16 protein-coding genes are annotated in these 19,458 nt (G+C 37.0%); 2 read left to right on the top strand and 14 right to left on the bottom strand.

Annotated elements, in window-relative coordinates:
* Nucleotides 1-94: 94 nt before the first annotated feature.
* The 10 genes from HU235_RS05895 to HU235_RS05850 form a co-directional block, all read right to left on the bottom strand.
* On the bottom strand, nucleotides 95-826 hold the full coding sequence (locus HU235_RS05895; protein WP_174879600.1) for a YesL family protein: 732 nt from the start codon (nucleotides 824-826) through the stop codon (nucleotides 95-97).
* Between the two features lie 134 nt (nucleotides 827-960).
* Nucleotides 961-3,213: a glycosyl hydrolase family 95 catalytic domain-containing protein gene (locus tag HU235_RS05890; protein WP_174879599.1), complete on the bottom strand. Its 2,253-nt coding sequence runs from the start codon at nucleotides 3,211-3,213 to the stop codon at nucleotides 961-963.
* Between the two features lie 316 nt (nucleotides 3,214-3,529).
* Nucleotides 3,530-4,468 carry a formylglycine-generating enzyme family protein gene (locus tag HU235_RS05885; RefSeq protein ID WP_233452141.1) on the bottom strand — a complete coding sequence of 313 codons (939 nt, stop codon included), beginning with the start codon at nucleotides 4,466-4,468 and terminating at the stop codon, nucleotides 3,530-3,532.
* 102 nt (nucleotides 4,469-4,570) lie between these two features.
* Entirely contained in the window at nucleotides 4,571-5,461 is an 891-nt protein-coding gene (locus tag HU235_RS05880) for a TauD/TfdA dioxygenase family protein (RefSeq protein ID WP_174879598.1), read from the bottom strand.
* 109 nt (nucleotides 5,462-5,570) lie between these two features.
* The gene (locus HU235_RS05875; protein ID WP_095298531.1) at nucleotides 5,571-6,587 is read right to left on the bottom strand and encodes an ABC transporter substrate-binding protein; all 1,017 of its coding nucleotides are present in this window, start codon (nucleotides 6,585-6,587) and stop codon (nucleotides 5,571-5,573) included.
* Nucleotides 6,588-6,978: 391 nt separating this feature from the next.
* The gene (locus HU235_RS05870; protein WP_174879597.1) at nucleotides 6,979-9,234 is read right to left on the bottom strand and encodes an arylsulfatase; all 2,256 of its coding nucleotides are present in this window, start codon (nucleotides 9,232-9,234) and stop codon (nucleotides 6,979-6,981) included.
* 17 nt (nucleotides 9,235-9,251) lie between these two features.
* Nucleotides 9,252-10,007 carry an ABC transporter permease gene (locus HU235_RS05865; protein WP_095298590.1) on the bottom strand — a complete coding sequence of 252 codons (756 nt, stop codon included), beginning with the start codon at nucleotides 10,005-10,007 and terminating at the stop codon, nucleotides 9,252-9,254.
* 86 nt (nucleotides 10,008-10,093) lie between these two features.
* On the bottom strand, nucleotides 10,094-10,870 hold the full coding sequence (locus HU235_RS05860; protein ID WP_095298527.1) for an ABC transporter ATP-binding protein: 777 nt from the start codon (nucleotides 10,868-10,870) through the stop codon (nucleotides 10,094-10,096).
* A 17-nt stretch (nucleotides 10,871-10,887) separates the two neighbouring features.
* Nucleotides 10,888-11,901 (bottom strand): ABC transporter substrate-binding protein, encoded by a 1,014-nt coding sequence (locus HU235_RS05855; RefSeq protein ID WP_174879596.1) that lies wholly within the window; start codon nucleotides 11,899-11,901, stop codon nucleotides 10,888-10,890.
* A gap of 545 nt (nucleotides 11,902-12,446) precedes the next feature.
* Nucleotides 12,447-13,508 carry a permease gene (locus tag HU235_RS05850; RefSeq protein WP_095298523.1) on the bottom strand — a complete coding sequence of 354 codons (1,062 nt, stop codon included), beginning with the start codon at nucleotides 13,506-13,508 and terminating at the stop codon, nucleotides 12,447-12,449.
* A gap of 268 nt (nucleotides 13,509-13,776) precedes the next feature.
* On the opposite strand from HU235_RS05850, the gene selD reads away from it, so the two are divergent.
* The gene (gene selD, locus HU235_RS05845; RefSeq protein ID WP_095298521.1) at nucleotides 13,777-14,826 is read left to right on the top strand and encodes a selenide, water dikinase SelD; all 1,050 of its coding nucleotides are present in this window, start codon (nucleotides 13,777-13,779) and stop codon (nucleotides 14,824-14,826) included.
* Between the two features lie 87 nt (nucleotides 14,827-14,913).
* Nucleotides 14,914-15,948: a tRNA 2-selenouridine(34) synthase MnmH gene (gene mnmH, locus HU235_RS05840; protein ID WP_095298519.1), complete on the top strand. Its 1,035-nt coding sequence runs from the start codon at nucleotides 14,914-14,916 to the stop codon at nucleotides 15,946-15,948.
* Between the two features lie 91 nt (nucleotides 15,949-16,039).
* On the opposite strand, the gene HU235_RS05835 is transcribed toward mnmH, so the two are convergent.
* From HU235_RS05835 to HU235_RS05820, 4 genes are all read right to left on the bottom strand, one after another.
* Nucleotides 16,040-16,270: a hypothetical protein gene (locus HU235_RS05835; protein WP_095298517.1), complete on the bottom strand. Its 231-nt coding sequence runs from the start codon at nucleotides 16,268-16,270 to the stop codon at nucleotides 16,040-16,042.
* A 99-nt stretch (nucleotides 16,271-16,369) separates the two neighbouring features.
* On the bottom strand, nucleotides 16,370-17,188 hold the full coding sequence (locus HU235_RS05830) for a formate/nitrite transporter family protein (protein ID WP_174879595.1): 819 nt from the start codon (nucleotides 17,186-17,188) through the stop codon (nucleotides 16,370-16,372).
* 94 nt (nucleotides 17,189-17,282) lie between these two features.
* Complete coding sequence (locus tag HU235_RS05825) at nucleotides 17,283-18,365, bottom strand: Ger(x)C family spore germination protein (RefSeq protein ID WP_174879594.1); 1,083 nt, start codon at nucleotides 18,363-18,365, stop codon at nucleotides 17,283-17,285.
* On the bottom strand, nucleotides 18,352-19,446 hold the full coding sequence (locus tag HU235_RS05820) for a GerAB/ArcD/ProY family transporter (protein ID WP_174879593.1): 1,095 nt from the start codon (nucleotides 19,444-19,446) through the stop codon (nucleotides 18,352-18,354). Before HU235_RS05820 ends, HU235_RS05825 begins: the two co-directional genes overlap by 14 nt.
* Between the last annotated feature and the right edge of the window lie 12 nt (nucleotides 19,447-19,458).

The raw sequence follows: 19,458 nt of genomic DNA, 5'->3' as shown, positions 1-19,458 counted from the left end.
CAGGACGTGCAGCATTTTGCTCTTAAATTTTCATTTCCAAAGGCTCAAAAAAGCACTGCGTTAACAGTGCTTTTTGCTTTCCTCTTTATTGTTACTAATCTATAGCTTCTTCATGTTGACTTAAGTTTAGCTTTTGATCCATCATTTCTAACACTCTCATCGTTTTTTGAATCACCTTATGAAAATATAAGAATGTAAAATAAGCACTTAACGATCCAATGCACAATGGAAGAATAAACGTAAAGCTTAAGCTTAAATAAATAATTCCACCACTAATAAGTGCAACTCCTACGGTTGAAAATGGATTTCCAACTGTCAGGATAAATGAGTTTTTTAAAGATGGAATAAACTTCAATTCAAAATGAACGATGTATGAAAAATAATATGCGTTCCATGTAAAAAAGAATGCAGTTATCACAATAAAGATGACGATAAAAAGAGTTGATTGCTGCTCGAAAAACAACAAATAATTCACAATCCATCCGCTCCAAAATAAGACAAAAACGATTCCTCCAAGAATACTTCTTTTATAGTTTTCCTTGTAATATGTCATAAAGGAACGAACAATTGAAATATCTCCCTCACCCATAACCCATTTTCTAGCTACCCCATACATTGCAGAGGTTGCAGGGAAAAATACAAACGGAGTTAGAATTCCGATTAACATGCCACTTGTTTGTAGATTAGCAAAATCACTGCCTACTAAACTAAGGACAAGATAAACGATTGGAAAATTAAAAATGAGCCAAATGATATTTAATAATACTAGCCGTGTAAATACAACAGAAAATTTATAAAATCCTCCCATCAAGCCGTTCATTTCCATAGGATGTCCACCTTTATCTATGAATTTTTATCTTTACTCCTCTTTAATCCATGTTAAAGTTGTTTGTTTATTTTTATTAAGCGAGACTTTCCAGCCAGCCTCAGCTTTAAAAGCTTGCTCCGTTGCTATAAGGTTCATCGCTCATTTCTTTTTATTCTTACTAAAAGCTCCTGGTCCTTTTTAGATGTAATCGTTAGTTCAATTTTCTTTTTCTCTTGCAAATCCCATGCAAGCTCATTAACATAAATTTGGCCGCGGCATAAAGTTCCGTTAATCTTCCCTTGCATTAGCGCATTCGGTAAAGCTGGTAATACGTCCAACCTTCCTTGGAATGAAAATAAAAGCAACTGATGAATTAATTCAGGAATCGCCCCATTTGCATCGACATTAAACACATGATAATGATCATAATGAGCAGTCATCATGCTCGGATAGATTGCACCACCAGCTGCCATCATTCGTAAAATATCCCAGACTGTGTCCCCCATTCCAAACCTTGCTGCTGATAACCCGGCATGCATGCGTCCATGTGAGGATGTATCAGTATGGGGATTGTAGAGCCAATGCTCGAGCTTCTTCTCTAAAGCAACCTTTGATGCCTTCCAAAGCTCAGGTGTCTTCTCTTCTGAAAACTCATAGCTTTGAAAGATCGGATAAAGATGAGAATAATGTCTATGGTTATAATTTTCACCATGATCCCAAACAGCCCATTCTTTTAATGCCCCCTCCTCATTAATTAAATATGGAGGTAATTGCTCAAGCATTTTCTCCCATTTCGGAAGTTCCTCATTGTCGATGTTAAGCTCCTTACATGCTGAGATAAGATTTGTTAGTACCTCTTTGGCAACAGCAATATCCTGTGTACTATTCGCAGCGATTCCATTTTCAGCAGAATATGACGGATTAAATACATATTTCCCTGCTTCATCAAAATAAAGGAAGTCTTCATAAAAGAGCACAACCTCCTTTAAGAAAGGGACGACATAATTTTGTAAAAATGCCTTGTCGTCAGTATATAAATAATATTCATATAAAAAATGTCCTAGCCAGCCTGCACCACATGTCCAAAAGGCACCAAAAAAGATGTCACATTCGCGGTTCCCCCAGCTTGAATCACCCCAATGAAGATGTTTTCCACTGGTAGAAGCGCGAACTCCTGATAATATCCCACGGCAGCCAAACATTCTTTTTGCATTGTATCTGAAATCGTCCAAATATCGTTCCAATAATGTAACGTATGGTTTGAATCCCTCGAGCATATTCCCACTAAACACCGATGCCATTGCTAATTGAAGATTTGTATCTAATGTATAGTCAGAAGACCAGGAAGGTGTCCACGTTCCCGTCCAAATTCCTTGCAAATTAGGTGGTCGCAGCCCTGAGCTTGAAATAAACATATATCTTCCCGCATAGAACATTTTTTCTACTAACGCAAGAGATAGCTGATTCGTTTTCCGAACTTCATCAAATAAATCTTCTGAGCTCCAATAACGCCGATTTCCTCCGTTTAAATCGATTGCAACACGATGAAACATTTCACCATGAATTTCTTTATGCCTGTTAAGTAGCTGTAAATAGCTTTTTTCAATCGGAAAGAGCTGCTTCGAATTTAATAGAGTCTTATCAAGATGTTCAAATGGAATAATCTTGATAAAAAGTAAAACTTCCTTCGTATTTCTAATCGTTATTCTCTGCTCATCACTTGAAATATCACCATCATGACAAACAATCTCGACAAAGCTTTCATATCCATTGTTGCCATGTTTATACGTGTGGTGCCCTTTAATTGTTGTATCCTCGACGTTATAGGTGGCATCAATTAATTCATGGTCGATTTTTTCAACTGATAAGCATAGCTCAGGAATAGTATCACTAGAGAAGATGGACATCACTATTGCTCCATCTGAACGTGATGCAAAAAGATTTCGTCTAAATTGCTGGCTCCCCTCATTCCATGATGCCGATACTTCACCAGTTGCAAAATTAACAGTGCGAAGATACTCTGTTACTGCACCTATCGATGGTTGTTCAATCGTTAGAAATATTCCTGGATGAAAGGGATCTGTATTAACAATTGTATGCCCTAATTTTTCACCTTCACGAATGAAATATTCATGTGAAGCAATATAGCCCTTTGTCTTACTTAGCTTGCGAACCTCTTCTAAGAAAGGTGCCATATTAGGAATTTCCTCGGTTGAACCGAGTGGTAAAAATAATTCGGCATGATTAACGATAACTGTTTCTTTTTGTGGTGGGCCAAAATGCATTGCCCCAAGCTCACCATTTCCTGTCACATTGGAAAATTCCCATGTTTCTGCTGGTTGCCTGCTATAAGCGCCATATTCTGGTATTCTTTTATCTATTTGTTTTAGTGCTCCATTTGTCACGTTTCTTCCCTCCCCGAACTATTCATGATAGTGTACTTGTTGCCAAATATGCATGAATATTATGTTTCGTAAGCTTTGCTGTAAGTTATCATATTAATCTATCAATAAATGTATTTAGATATCGCCACAAAAGCCTATCATTCAGCTCAAGTACTATCTTCCATTTTAAGCGCTTCCATAATTGTTGTAATGAACAGGACATAGAATGATTCTTTCCTCTAAGTTTAAATGAAAAGAATGTAGTAAATCCATGTTCTATTTAGTAGAAAAATCCATTCATTTTTTTATATTTTTCGCTAAGGGGGGACAGTCCCCCTTAGAAATGATTTGCAGCACATCTAAATCCCATATGCCCGGTCGTGCTATTTGCTGTATTAAAGGTTCTTGCGGAGATTCGATACCGATTGCAATAGGAATGGTGGCAAAGATAGGAGCCACCTTTTATAACCCTCACATTTGATTCCATCTGTAAGACAGCTTCTCTCGCAAACTGAGTACTATAAATGTCCTCACACCATTCCCAAACATTTCCTGACATATTATAAAGACCAAAGTCATTTGCTTCAAAGCTATCAACAGGTGCTGTTCCATAATAGCCGTCATCTCCATTATTTACCGACGGAAATTCCCCCTGCCAAATATTGCAATGATGTATTCCATTTAAATACAATTCGTTTCCCCACGGGTATGTACGATCAATCACTCCACTAGCAGCAGCGTATTCCCATTCAGCCTCAGTTGGGAGGCGCTTTCCTGCCCAATTTGCATATGCCTTTGCATCATTCCATGAAACATGAACAACTGGATGTCTTAGTCGATTTGCAATTGATGAATTCCTCCCCTCAGGATATTTCCAATTCGCTCCATTCACTGCTTGCCACCACGGTGTATGTGGCGAAGAACCTAATAAATCTGATTCATCAATGTCACGAATGAATGAATAAAAAACAAAAGACCAGCCATATCTTTCTGCTTCCGTTACATAGCCTGTTTCCTTAATAAATTGAGAGAACTGTTCATTTGTGACCGCATACTTATCCATATAAAAGGAGTTTATTGTGACTTTGCGACGGACTGTCTCTCCATCCTCCACAGAGCTTTCACTATCGTTCGAGCCGAGTAAAAACTCCCCACCTGGTAGCAACACCATCTTTTCTTTTTGAAAAACTGGATTTTGCTTCACATTTATTTCCTCCAATTGATTCGGTTCATGTCTAGAAAGAGAACAGCAAGATTGATTCAGATTTGCCTTCAAATAAAATCCACTCCTTTGTTTATAGATAAAAGGTTTAATCAGCTAAAATGAACGAAAAAACTGCCGATAGGACGACAGCTTTTTCGTTGTAATGATTTCTTCCTATTTTTTTGAAATTAATGAACTAGCTTCATTGCTCTGATTAACTGGAACGTTTTTCCCTACAGTAACACGGCGAACGACACGGTGCTCATCATAATCAGCGATTGCGTAATGCTGTGTTGCTAAGTTATCCCAAATAACTACATCCCCTTCTGTCCACCGCCAACGTACAGTATTTTCCAAACGAGTAACATAGCTATCAAAGATGCTTAATAACCGTTCAGATTCACTTGTTGAATACCCTTCAATTTTCCCAGCAAAGCCGCCAAGTAAAAGATGCTTTTTCCCAGTCTCGGCATGAACATGAACAACTGGATGTCTTGTTTTATATTTAGTAGATTCAAAGATTTCACGGTATTTCTTTTTCACTTCATCAGCTTCACTCACATATTGCTTAAATTGTGCGTAATCATATTCATTCGTATGAATCGCCCATAACTCATCCGCTAGCTTTTGCAAGCCCTTTGGCAAATCCTCATAAGCTGTATTAGTATTAGCCCAAACGGTATCACCACCTACACTAGGGATTGTGACGCCTCTTAATATAGAGTACTTCGGAACTTCAGGTACAAATGTTACATCTGTATGCCAATTATTTGCTTTTGCACCATGCTCTGAATCAAGCTCAAAGATGTAGTTTGAATTTTCTTTTACAGGTACAGTTGGATGTGCATATGGTGCACCTAGTCGCTTTGCAAATTCCTCCTGGCTTGCATCATCTAAATGGTTCTGACCTTTAAAAAATAAAACCTTGTATTCATCTAAAGCAGCTTTTATTGTTTCAAAGACTGATGGATGAATGTCACCACTTAATTTAACTCCTTGAACCTCTGCTCCGATTCTCCCTGCAACAGGTAATACCTTGATTCCTTCTGTTTGAATTGTTGTCATTTTAAACTTCCTCCCATGTTTACTTAACTCATAGCCGAGTTAGATTTTTCAAATACCCCTCAAACTAAATTGCTTCTTATTTCGTTTGGTGAAAATGTAATCTTTTTCGTTATTCTTCATATGTCACAGCTTCAGGTAAAGCATTTCTTAGCGGCTCGATATAGAGCTTCTCTTTCACTTCATATTTATCAGTTAATGTGCCTCTTTTTTCTAGCCATTCTTTCATTTCCTCAAGATGCAAAACATCTTCATTTGTAAAACCAAGTACGTAGTTCGTATGTTCTAAATCACGTAGCACGTCAGCTTCGGGTAGCTTGATTTGTTTATACGCGATTTTTGCTGCTTCCTTTTTATTTGATTGGATGTACTCAATCCCTTCACTTAAAGCCTTTAACACATTTTCGATATTTTTTGGATTCTTCGTAACATATGATTTATTTGCAAGTAGATAAAGATTGATAGAGACACCTGCCCCATTTAAGTCGTCAATTTGCCTCACCCCCTCAATACTTTTAAATTTTTCATTTAGTGCACCACCTCCCCAAACTGCATCAATATCACCATTCTTCATTCCTATGATCGCTTCATCAGGCGAGCTGTAAGGAACAAATTTGATATCCTTTTCAGCAATCTTATTTTTCTCTAAATATTTGGCCCAAATATATTCATAGACGGTTCCTTTAGCAACACCTAACCTTTTTCCTTTTAAATCCTGAGCAGATTGTATATTTCCATTTACTAAAAGTGTGATATCTTGATTGGATTGTTCAGTTCCTCTAGTAATCGTCCCGAGAATAACTAAATCTCCTTTTCCTAATGAATTTAATAATGCATAATCTGCTGCAAACCCTGTATCCGTTTGCTCCGTAAAAAGTGCATTAATCGTATCTATTCCATAGGCAAAGCTAGCTATCGTTGGCTCTAAGCTATATTTTTCAAAATAGCCTTGTTCCTCTGATACTCTAAATGGAAGTGTTGAAATTCCCGCATCGATCCCAAACCTAACTTGGCTCGTTTTACTTCCTTCGCTTGCTGAACTCGAAATCGTTTCCCCATTACTTGTTGCACAACCGGCTAATACTAGAACAATCAAGAAAGCGACAATTTTAAATAAGTAATTTCTCAATAATGCTCCCTCCTAATTCGTTTCATGAACAAAAGCTCAGGGCGCCTTGATCAGCCTTTAGCTTATATCAAAGACGGGCTAGGCACTGAAAGCTGGATACGTGAGTGCTTATCCCGCAGGTTTAAGATTTTTATCGTTACCTAAACAAAGACTAAGAACACGAAATTTAGATTTTCGTGTCCTTTGGTCGTCCAATCAGACATATATATTCTTTTTGATAACAAACCTACATTTGTAGACTTCTCATTACTCTACAAAAAATGGAGATTCTACTTGCATTGAAGATTAAATGCAAGTGGAATCTCCGATTGTTCGGTCGATTATCATGTTATGTTCCCCTATATAAATACTCAGGTTTACTAGTGCCTCTGTTCCATTATTAGTTTATCAATCACTCAATTGCGAGCTCTTTTTCAATCACTTCCTGTAAATCCTTTTCATAGGAGCCTGTAATAATTTTTAATTTTTTTAACTGATCTCCTAATGAAAAAGGCTCCTTGTAATATGGCGTGATATAGCTTAATTCATTATATCCAACGTGATACAAGCCATTAAAAAAGCCTAAATCGTGAATATGACCGATTATCCCCTCACCAATAAGTTCATCATTTGCATATAAACGAATCATACCTTGATCGTCTTTTCGTTTATGATGTCGTATCTTCAAATGATGATCACCTGATAAAAGCCTTTTATCAGAACGTACGAGATATTTATCAATATTTTTATGATTATAGTAAAAATGTAATTTACCACCCTGAATAAAGATGCTTATCCCCCCACTGTTTTCACCGTGAGCTAAAATTACCCCTTCTGTATCATCAGTTATTCTTACTTCGGCAGTAATGTCAAAATCCTTATTCCGCAAATCAGGTGCTACTGAACCGTGGAAGGGTGCCCGTGATGGATAGTACACTTTAAATGATGGTTCAACCTCTGTTGTTTTAACTTTTTTCAATCCCGCTAGCTTTTTATCAAGCGTTCGACCATCGAGTGGAAAGACTCCATAGTTTTCAGCCTCCTGCCACCAAAGCTCGATTAATTCCTGCAGTTTTTCAGGATAAATTTCTGCTAGGTTATTTGTTTCGGTAAAATCTGTATCAGTATGGTATAATTCCCATTCATCATGCTCAAAATCCCCATTAGGAGTATGCGCAGATACCGCCTTCCAGCCATTATGCCAAATTCCTCGATTCCCTATCATTTCATAGTATTGTGTTGTTTTACGGGTCTTATCATTCTTTTCAAATGTATAAAGCATACTCGTGCCATGAACAGGTTGCTGCTTAATGCCTTTTAAATAATTTGGCATATCTAAATCCAATAACTCTAACACCGTCGGAACAATGTCTGTTACATGATGGTATTGTGTTCTAACCGTACCAGGGTCTTTAATTTTTTTCGGATATCGAATGATTAACGGATCTCTAATTCCACCTTCATGCACATAGGATTTATACCATTTAAGCGGAGTATTTCCAGCATAAGCCCAGCCCTTTGGGTAATGATTATTTGCTTTAGGACTACCAATTTCATTTAATCGTGCTAATTTTGCTTCCAATGACTCACCGCCACCGTGCCACGAATTCACTGTCCCTTCTTCTCCCCCCATCGCACATGCTCCATTATCTGATAAAAGTATGACAAGGGTATCCTCTAAGCGATTAATTTCATCCAGAAACGAAATAAATCGGCCAATATGATAGTCTGTATGCTCTAAAAATCCGGCAAAGGCTTCTTGTAATCGTGCATAAAGCCTTTTCTCCTCTGCGGATAAATCGTCCCATGCTTTTATATCTGGGTTTCGCTCTGGTAAAACCGCATCCTGTGGAACAAGGCCAAGCTTTTTTTGGTTTGTAAACCATTCTTCTCGAATCACATCCCAGCCTTTGTCAAACTTCCCTTTATAATTAGCAATAAATTCCTCAGGAGCATGGTGTGGAGCATGTGGAGCTCCATACGCTAAATAGAGAAAAAATGGCTTATTAGGAGATTCAGAGGTTTGATTTTTAATATATGTTATTGCTCTGTCTGTTAAATCTTCTGTTATATGGTAGCCTTCTTCTGCAGGTTTTGGCTGACGGATGCGATGATTATCCTCAACTAGGTCAGGATTCCACTGATTCGTAGCACCTGGAAGAAATCCATAAAACTTCTCAAATCCACGACCTAATGGCCAATTATCAAACGGTCCGCTATTTGTTTGCTCCTTCCCAGGTGCTAAATGCCATTTTCCAACTGCAAATGTATTGTAGCCTCTATCAACAAGAACCTCGCTTAACAATGCACTATCCTTTCTGACTTTCCCTCGGCTATGTGGAAATCCACTATCATATTCTGATACAAAAGACACGCCGACAGAATGTGGATTTCTTCCTGTTAATAGAGCCGCTCTTGTCGGAGAGCAAATCGCGGTTGTATGAAAATTATTATATCGAAGTCCTTCTGAAGCTAATCGATCGATTGCAGGTGTTGAAATGCTCGATCCATAGCAACCTAGCTGTGAAAAGCCAAGATCATCTAATAGAATAACAACAACATTCGGCTTTTTTTCCGAGGATTCTTCTGCTAATGGCCACCATGGAATCGAATCGTCAATAGTTTTTCCGATTTTACCTTGAAATTTTTCATCTTGATATATACTCATTTTCGTCCTCTTCCCTTCTATTCCTTCACTACGTTATATCGCTTTAGCAACACTTTTCCGAATTGATTAAATAAGCGGTCCATAATAAATCCCATTAATCCTAAAATGACGAGTCCTACAAATATCCAATCGGTTTTAAAATACAATCTCGCATTCCAAATCATATAGCCAATCCCTTCATTGGCCGCAACCATCTCAGCACCTACGATAGCCATAAAGGAAGAGCCCATTGCTAATTTCGCACCTGTGAATATGTAAGGAAGTGTTGCAGGAATGATGACATGAAACATGATCTGAGTTTCAGATGCCCCCATACTCCTGGCTGAACGAATTTTATCCTCTTCCACTGCCTGCACACCCGTAATTGTGTTAATCGTAACAATGAAAAATGTTGCATACATGATTAAAAATATTTTCGATTGTTCACCAATGCCAAACCAGAGCATGAATAATGTAATAAAAGCAAGCGGAGGAATAAAACGAACAAAATTAATTATCGGGTCAACGAGAGCTCTTAATACTGGTATTCTTCCAATCAATAAACCTATTGGAATCGCAACAATATTTCCTAGCAGCCATCCAGAAATAACCCTTAGGAAGCTTACCCACATATACAAGAATAGAGAGCCATCCTGGGTCAAATCCAACGCACCCTGCCACACCGCTATCGGCCCAGGTAGAAACTGTGGATCCGACATACTAGCTGCTAATGACCAAATGATTAGTACAATTGCCCAGGGAATTACCCCAGTCCTTAATAACCTGCTGATAATCGTCTGAAATTGTGGTTTCTTTTTTGGATAAGCTACCTCTTTTTTTACGACTTCACTATTTACTACACTCACTTTATATCCCCCCTTCAATCAAAATGGTTTTGTATCTTTTGATAATACGTATTAAACTCTTTATTGGTAAACTGTCTAGGATATGGTAAAGGAATCGAATAAATCGTCTCAATTTTTGATGATGGTCCTATTGACATCACACCAATTCGTTCACCTAACAATAGAGCTTCTTGAATATCATGAGTGACGAAAATAATCGTTTTGTTCGTTTCCTTCCATATTCGTACAAGCTCAGTTTGCATTGTTCGACGAGTCATAGCATCAAGAGCACCGAACGGTTCATCCATTAATAAAATGTCAGGGTCATTCGCTAACACCCTTGCTAATTGAACACGTTGCTTCATTCCTCCTGATAACTCCTTCGGAAACTTTTGCTCATGTCCTTTCAAGCCAACTAGCTCAATAAAATAAGCTGATGTTTCGTGACGAATTGACTTTGGCGTTTTTTTCATTTTTAAGCCAAACTCAACATTTTCTCTTACGGTTAACCAAGGAAAAAGCGCTGCATCTGCTTGTTGGAACACCACTCCCCGGTTTCTCCCCGGCTTGCTAACCTCTTCATTATCAACAATAAGCTCACCTGAAGTTTTTTGAATAAAACCAGCAATCATCGACAGTAACGTAGATTTCCCACAGCCACTCGGCCCTAGTAAAATAAAAAATTCTCCTTTTCCAATTGATAAATTCACATCCTCAAGTACATAATGATGATTGTTTAAAAATGATTTTGACAATCCAGTAATAGAAATTGCCGGCACATTCGCAATTGCCTTTTCTGTAATTGAACTCATTCATCCTTCACTCCTTGTTATTCATAGGTCACTAAGCTTGGAACAGCCTTTTTTAATGGATCCAGCATAAGTTTATCTTTCAAATCAAATGACTCCTCTAAAATCCCATTCTCTTCAAGCCAGCTTTTCATTTCTTCTAAATGCTTTGCATCCTCTTCTGTGAAGCCTAGTACATAATTTGTTCTTTCTAAATCTTTAAGGGCATCCTCCTTAGGAATTTTTAATTGCTCGAATGCTATTTGTGCTGTCTGTTCCTTTTGTTCCTGTACAAACTCAATTCCTTCCTGTAATGCTTTTAATGCATTTTCAATGGCCTGCGGATTTTCTTCAACAAATGTCCTGTCAGCTAATAGATAACTATCAATACTCACACCCGCTCCAAGTAAATTATCTAATTGATGAACTCCGTTAATGCTATAAAATTTATCAGTTAAAGCACCCCCAATCCAAACTGCTTCAATATCACCTTTTTTCATTCCAACGATTGCTTCATCAGGGGTACTATAAGGTACATACGTAACATCCTCTTCAGAAATTTCATTCGCTTTCAAATATTGATCCCAAACATACTCGTAGACCGTTCCTTTAGAAACCCCTAGCTTTTTCCCTTTTAAATCGATAGGCGTTTTTATTTCCTCTTTAGCAAGTAATTGTGTCTCACTTGCCGATTTTTCGTTAGCCCTTGTAAGCGTTGAAATGATAACCATGTCTCCCTTTTCTAAGGAATTAATCGTTACATAATCTGCTGCAATCCCGGTGTCCGCTTGTTTTGTTAATACTGCGTTTACAGTATCTATTCCCATTGCAAAGTTTGTTAGCTGTGGCTTTATCTCATGGGCATTAAAAAATCCTTGTTCTTCTGCTGCACGAAATTGTAAGGATCCCCCTGCTGCAGTATCAATTGCCATGCGAATCTCATTTGTTTCATTTTCTTGATTTGCTGAAACTTTTTCCTTTGTTGATGAGCAACCAGCGATTACAAATGTAACGATGATCGTTATTGTAAAAAACATTGCTTTTACCTTATTCATGTAAGGATCCTCCTGATTTTTATCTAATAAGTTTTTTAAAAAATACTGCACTATGTTTGTTTGGAGCTAATGGTACGATTGTTGTTTTGCCAAGACTAGCGCTCGCCCCGCGGAAAGCAAGCAGCTTTTGGAAAACAGCCTAAACCAAAAAGCTAAGTTGGAGCTTTCTATTAATTCATAAAGCTTGAAACTCCCTTTGGAAAATTCCCCTATAACCCCTTACACCCAAAAGAATGGTAAAGGAGCATCGAGACAATTTAGGTAAACCTAAACAAAAAAAGGATATAGAAACGAAGTGAATAATTCACAACGATTCTATATCCTTTGGTAGTCCAATCAGATATTTTCAAACTTTTATGAAAGTTTTTTATAACTGTATATTAAGCCCATAATTCCTATATGTCAAGTTGGTTTAATGATTTTTATAATAAAAACTTTTCTGAAGAACCTCGTTTATTTTTCCCATTTAAACTACGCAATCGATTATGTAATTCAAGAAAAACTAATAGGGTGTCTCTATTAAAGACACCCTATTACGCTCTAAGCTATAAAATAAGTTTCCCTACAAAACCGCTTATTATTCCAAGAACAATGACTGATGCGATAACAAATAAAAGCACCTTTTTAGGAAATGATTTTGCAACCATTATGAGAGAAGGTAAGCTAATTGCTGGAAGTGTTACTAATAACGCTGCTGCAGGACCACCACCAATTATTCCTAAGGACATAAATGTTTGAACTATCGGAATTTCAGCTGCTGTTGGGATCACAAACAGCATGCCAGCAATGGCAAAAATCAAGATTGCAAGGATGCTATTCGTTTGAGCTTCACTTAATTGTGGGAATAACCATACACGTCCAGCACCTAAAAGTAAAACAGATAGTACATAGGCTGGTACAATATATACAACCATCATTCCCATGCTTTTCAGCCATCTAGTTAAAAAGCTGCCTTTCTCTTCTTCCTCGGGGATCATTTGGTCAATATCAATTGGCTGTATATCTTTTACAAACCGATTCGCTAAATAACTAACGCCAAAAGTTAAAATTAGACCGAAAACAAGTCTTATTACGGTAAATTTCCATGATAAAACAAATGTCATAAATATAAGTGTAGCCGGATTAATCATCGGGTTTCCAATCCAAAACGCTAATGCAGCCCCTACAGAAGCATTTTTCTTCCGAAGTCCAACAGCTATCGGTGCTGCACAGCAAGAGCACATCATTCCAGGTACAGCAGCTAATCCGCCGATCGCCGTACTACCGAATGAAGTTTTCCCTAAAACTTTAAGTAGCCATCCCGTTGGTAACAGCACCTGAAGCAATGACCCGAGGAGAATTCCTAAAATAGCCGCTTTCCATACAGAATTGAAATAAGCAAGTGCATACTCTAATGCTTGTTGCCACAAAGGAGATTGATTTGAACCATCTCCTAGTATTGAAGCTCCAATAGAATGCGTATTGGCTGCTAAAATTGATTTGTTAAAGTAGGGCCACCATTTTACATAAAGTAAACCAGCAGTCGCGATAACAATAAATGAAATGACAAACCAAATCGTTTTCTTATGATTTGTTTGTTTTAGTAATGTTGTATCAAGCTGATTCATGGTATCCTCCTAATAAATTTATAGACGACAAAATATTATATCACAGTTATGCGCAACATTATCTTAAAATGCTTTTCATTATGAAATACTTAAGGGAACACGGATACGACAACATTTCATTTATTTCACTTTGCTACAATAGTGTTTTATAATAAGATAAGACACTATTAGTGCAATTATATTATTTTGTCGAAAAAGCACTTCGTTTTTTTCAATTCTCATATATTTATTTTTACAATATAACTCGTTTAGAAAGGTTGTTTTCTTCATGTCTGATACAGAACAAATTAAGCTTACTTCATTATCATCTAAAGGTGGCTGTGGCTGTAAAATAGGCCCTGCAGATTTAGCTCAAGTGTTAAGAGACCTGCCTCCTGCAGTTCCAAATCCCAATTTATTAGTGGGGTTAGACACAAGTGATGATGCGGGTGTATACCGTTTAAACGATGAATTAGCGATTGTTCAAACCGTCGATTTCTTTACACCAATCGTTGATGATCCGTATTCATTCGGTCAGGTTGCTGCTGCAAATGCAATTAGTGATATTTATGCAATGGGTGGAAAACCATTAACAGCGTTGAATATTGTTGCTTTCCCAATTTCAACATTAGAAAAATCGATTTTAACGGAAATTTTACGTGGTGCCGGAGATAAAATAAAGGAAGCAGGTGCTACACTTGTTGGCGGTCATTCGATTGATGACAAGGAGCCTAAATTCGGCTTAGCTGTTACAGGGATCGTTCATCCTGATAAGGTTCGGACTAATGCTGGTGCGAAGCCAGGAGATAAATTAATTCTAACTAAACCAATTGGAGTCGGGATTTCAACAACTTCGATTAAACGGAATTTACTAACAGAGGAAGAAATAGCTCTTGTTACAAAGGTGATGGCTACGTTAAATAAGACAGCTTCAGAAACGATGGAACCATATCATGTGCATGCATGTACTGATGTCACAGGCTTTGGATTACTTGGACATGCATCTGAAATGGCAAAAGGCAGTAAAACAGGTTTAACAATTTTCAAGGATCAAGTTCCATTACTTCCAAGAGTGAGAGAATTAGCTGAGGCCGGTGCTGTGCCAGGTGGTACAAAAAATAATTTTGCCCATTTACAAGGTGATGTTACCTTCCCAGAAACAATGGACCAAATTGACCAATGGATTTTATGTGATGCTGTAACATCTGGTGGTCTATTGATATCCGTAGCTGGTGAAGAAGCAGAGGAATTAGTATCAAAATTGAAAAAGGCTGGTGTTGAAGCAGCACTTATCGGTGAAGTAACTGAGGAGAATTCAGGACATATTACGGTTATTTAATGTGAGTTCCCAAAAATTAGTTCGTTAATAAAAATCGGCCGTCATGCCGATTTTTTATATTGTTAAGACAGAAAGGTGGAACATAAAGTGTTTAAGGACATATCTGTTACGGAACTTATCGCATTAAAAAATAAAGGGGACCTTACTGTTATCGATGTGAGATCACCATCAGAATTTCTTGATTCTACGATTCCAGGTAGTATGAATATTCCGTTCTTTAATGACGAGGAACGAGCTGAAATTGGAACGATTTACAAGCAAGTCAATCCTCAGGCTGCTAAGGAAAGAGGCTTGGAAATCATCTCAGCTAAATTACCTGCTTTCGTTAAGGAATTTTCCAAAATTAAAGGCAAAAAAGCAGTTTTTTGTTGGCGTGGAGGAATGCGAAGCCGAACTTCTGCAACAGTACTTTCGTTAATGGGAATCGAGGTATTCCGCTTAGAGGGTGGCTACCGAAATTACCGAAATTCAGTAGTAGAGAAGCTTCACTCATTTCAAATAACTTCTGATGCTTTTGTATTAAACGGCAATACAGGCTCAGGAAAAACAACAATCCTCCATCGTTTAGCTAACGAAGGCTATCCTACAATTGATTTAGAAGGCCTTGCAAAGCATAGAGGATCGATATTTGGACAAATCGGTTTAACCCCACATAACCAAAAAACATTTGACGCTTTGCTTCTCGAAGAGCTTGAGAGACTTAAATGCTCACCTTATATTTTATTTGAAGGTGAAAGCAAGCGAATTGGAAAAGTGATGATTCCAGACTTTATTATCGACAAAAAAGAAAGTGGAACTCAATTATTAATTGAAATGCCAATTGAGGAAAGAGTAAAACATATTTTAGAGGACTATCAACCATGGGAGCATCAGGAAGAATGTATAAGTGCTTTCCTTCGAATTAAACGACGTATTCATACACCGATTGCGAAACAAATACAAACAGATTTAGAATTAAAAAACTATGATTCTGCAGTTCGATATTTACTGGAATATTATTATGACCCATTATATGAACATTCAACTAAACAATATCGTGCTGATCACATCGTAACCATTAAGGCGAACAATATTGATGAAGCAGTTGATAAAATCCGTCAATATCTAAATACTAAGAAATAATTTATGAAAATAAAACAGGGGTCTGCCGACTGCAATATCAAGTACAAGCAAGTATATTGTTAAATGGCTTGACCCTTTTGTTGTGCTACATTTATCGCTTTTTCCTACTTAAATGGTTATAATGCCAGCTTCCTTCAAGTATCTTTTTGCTATTTTTCCTGACAAATTCACGCAATGATTCTGGTAGTGGTTCATTTTCAAGCTGATGGAAATTAATGTACCAAATCCGTCCTCTACTGAAATCCATCACTTGCACTTCTGTATATCCCTTCCCAGATATCGTTGACTTTTTCATCGTTAACATAATCTCATAGTTATCCATGAAGCTCACCTCTCCTTATATTATACGAACATATGTTCCTTTTTTCAATATAAAGAAGGCTCTATACTCGATGAGATTTTAAATAATTTTATTCCACCATTAATCTTGGTTACTTCGTACTTGTCTCTCATTATTATTCGCTGATGGTGGCAATTCCCCAGAATACGCTAGCCAATAAAAGCAAGAAACAAAAATGCTTCCTCCCACTGCATTGCCAAGAAATACAGGGACAAAATTTCCGAGGAACTCAGTCCAGGTTGCTTGTCCTATAAAGATTGCTGCCGGAATGACGAACATATTTGCAACGATATGCTGAAATCCTATCGCTACAAACCCCATTATCGGAAACCAAATCGCAAGTATCTTCCCGCTCATTTCCTCTGAACCATATGAAAGCCATACAGCTAACCCGACTAACCAATTACAGCCAATTGCCGAGAAAAAGGCTTGAAGAAAGGTATGATCAATTTTTGCCCTTGCAAATTCAACGGTTTGATTCAAATTCGGACCTGATTCAGTTAAGCCAACGATATGTCCAAAAATATAAGCGACAAATACAGCACCAATAAAATTCGCAATCGTAATCCAAAACCAATTTATTAGAAGCTTTTGCAAAGGAATCTTTTTTGCTAGAAACGCCATTGAGACGGACATCATATTTCCTGTCAACAGTTCCCCGCCAGCTAAAATAATAAGAATAAGGCCTAAAGGGAAAACGCTCGCACCTATAAACCCATTAAATGAACCCCATTCTTCAGGTAAGCTTGCCGTAACTCTTATATCTAACAAATATCCTAGCGATATAAATGCTCCACCTAAAAATCCTAAAATCAACATAGATCTAAGTGGAAGATTCGATTTCCTAAGTCCAGCATCTATTGTCATCTGTGCAATTTTTTGTGGTGTGTGAAAAGCCATTATGCTACCTCCTTATGTTTATCAACAACTTTGTAAAAGGAAAGTATTTCTATATTCAACTCATAGTATGTTTAAATTCACCTTATTACATTCTTTATTGGATGACTCCTGATTCTAATAATTCCACATCACCATTTACGTTTAGTTTTATTGTAGGATAGATGTCTTTCCACTTTTTCATATCCCAGTTTCGTGAACGAGTTCGAACTTGTTCCCCTATTCCTAAAGGATCGATTTCCTTTTCTTGAAATTCCTTCATCATATCTTCTGCTGCTTTTTTAAATTCTTTCTCCATTTCCTTTTCCAGCATCGTCATTTTTGCTTTTGATAATGAACCATTCTGATATTCTAAAAGGATGGATCTAATTTTTATATTTATATTAATATCGGAGCTCGTCATAGGCTTCGGGATCTCAAACTTCCTTGTTGCTTTAATATTATATATTGAGGCTTTACCTTTATTTTTAAATTGGATCGCATATGAATCACGCTGACTTCTCCGCTCTAACAAAATTTTAAAAATAAAAAATTGATCTGGTTTTATTTCATCAACCAATTTGTCATTTTTAAATAGTCCTAACGCCTTTAAATTTGCATTCCCTTCCTTTTGTTCAAGAATTGGCAGGACAGGATCAATCCCCTCTGCATAGAGCTTGTACATAAATTGATGAAGATTTGTCTTATGAATTAATCCTGATTCAATGTTTTGTTCAATTAAATTAGATAAATAAATACCATTGTCCGCATTTCCATATTGCTTGCTTAAAAAATCCCTCGGACTTCCTTCAAGAATACCTAAATAAACTTTAGCACCAACTGACGGGTCCCGTTCAAGTGCATCCAACAAATTTGCTAAACCACGTTCTGCAGTTTTCCGTTCAAACAAGGTTACCTCAATTTTCCCACTAACAAATGGCTTATCTGATTGCAAGCTTTGCAAATCACGAATTTCCCGAGTAAGAACCGATTTCGCTGTAATTGTTTCATTTTTCACAGACTTATCTGGCTGAAAATTAGGGAAGACAACAGTAGTTTCAAACGTATCTTTATCAATATATTCATACCCTAAAGCAGTAGCCAATTGAATATCGTCTAATACTCTTTTCTCAATATTCATACATCCTGATAGCATAAATACTACAAGAAGCGGCAGAACAGCTTTTTTAACTTTTTGCACCCTTTGTCCCCCTAACCTTTGTTATAATGAAAGACAAAATCGCAAGGAAAGGTAAATAAAGAAAAACAATATATAAAGCAAAGTCCCCTATATATGTATTGATGAATTGTACAGCTTCCCTGCCTCGAATAAGAACTGTTGAAAGAAGAACGATAAGCAAAATAAGAATAATTGCCGTTTTAGATTTTAGATTAAAAATTTTTTCAATCCCTTTCTTTGATGCCCAAACAGACATACAAAGGTTAGGAAGAATAATTAAAATCCATGAAGTAATTCCGATATATTCAATCCTCTCAACAAATGGAAGTTCAACTATTTTCCACATCGACAATGTCGCCCAAATATGCTGACTTACTTGCTTTTCACTAAAAAAACCGATTGAAATGATTAAAATGTATAAATATAAAGTTAATGAAATAAAATTTCCTAAATGTGCCCATTTTTGCGATTTTTCCGGGTTTTTTATATACGGATAAAACATTAGCAATGTTGAAGGTCCAATATACGTTAAAATCATATCCTTTGTAGCAATCGCTAAATCACTAATCGAATGGTTAAAGAATGGAAGGAAATTTCGAAAATTCGTATATTCTAATGGAAAAAGAAAGGTAAAGAAAATATAAAACGGAATAACTATCCCTAAAAAGCTTATCCCCGCAACAATTCGAAATCCTCCTGTCACACAATAATAAGTAAGTCCAAGCATGAAAAGACTAAATATCAAAATATTAATCGTTGGATAAACCCACACTTGTACTACCTCTAAATACGTACGAAGGACTGTAATCGCGATTAATATCCAATAAGCAACCCAGATTAGGCTAAAAAAACCGCCAATCCATTTTCCAAACAATTCTTTATGGATGTCCACTAGGTCTTTCTTATGCCTGTTTAAGAGCACATACATAAACCAGATAATCAGATTCATCAATAAAGCTGCAGTGATGACAGCAACCCATGCATCATTACCCGCTGACTCCATAATAATCCGTTGAAAGCCAAAAACTCCAACACCCAATTGGATCGAATGAATGATTGAAAAAACAAGGAAATGAGAAATTTGCAATTTCTTTTTTTCCATTCGTAACCCCTC

The organism is Metabacillus niabensis, from assembly GCF_902829255.1.
GTDB lineage: Bacteria > Bacillota > Bacilli > Bacillales > Bacillaceae > Metabacillus > Metabacillus niabensis.
Note: the sequence above shows the minus strand (reverse complement) of the source record. Positions and strands in the feature narration are given on the sequence as shown.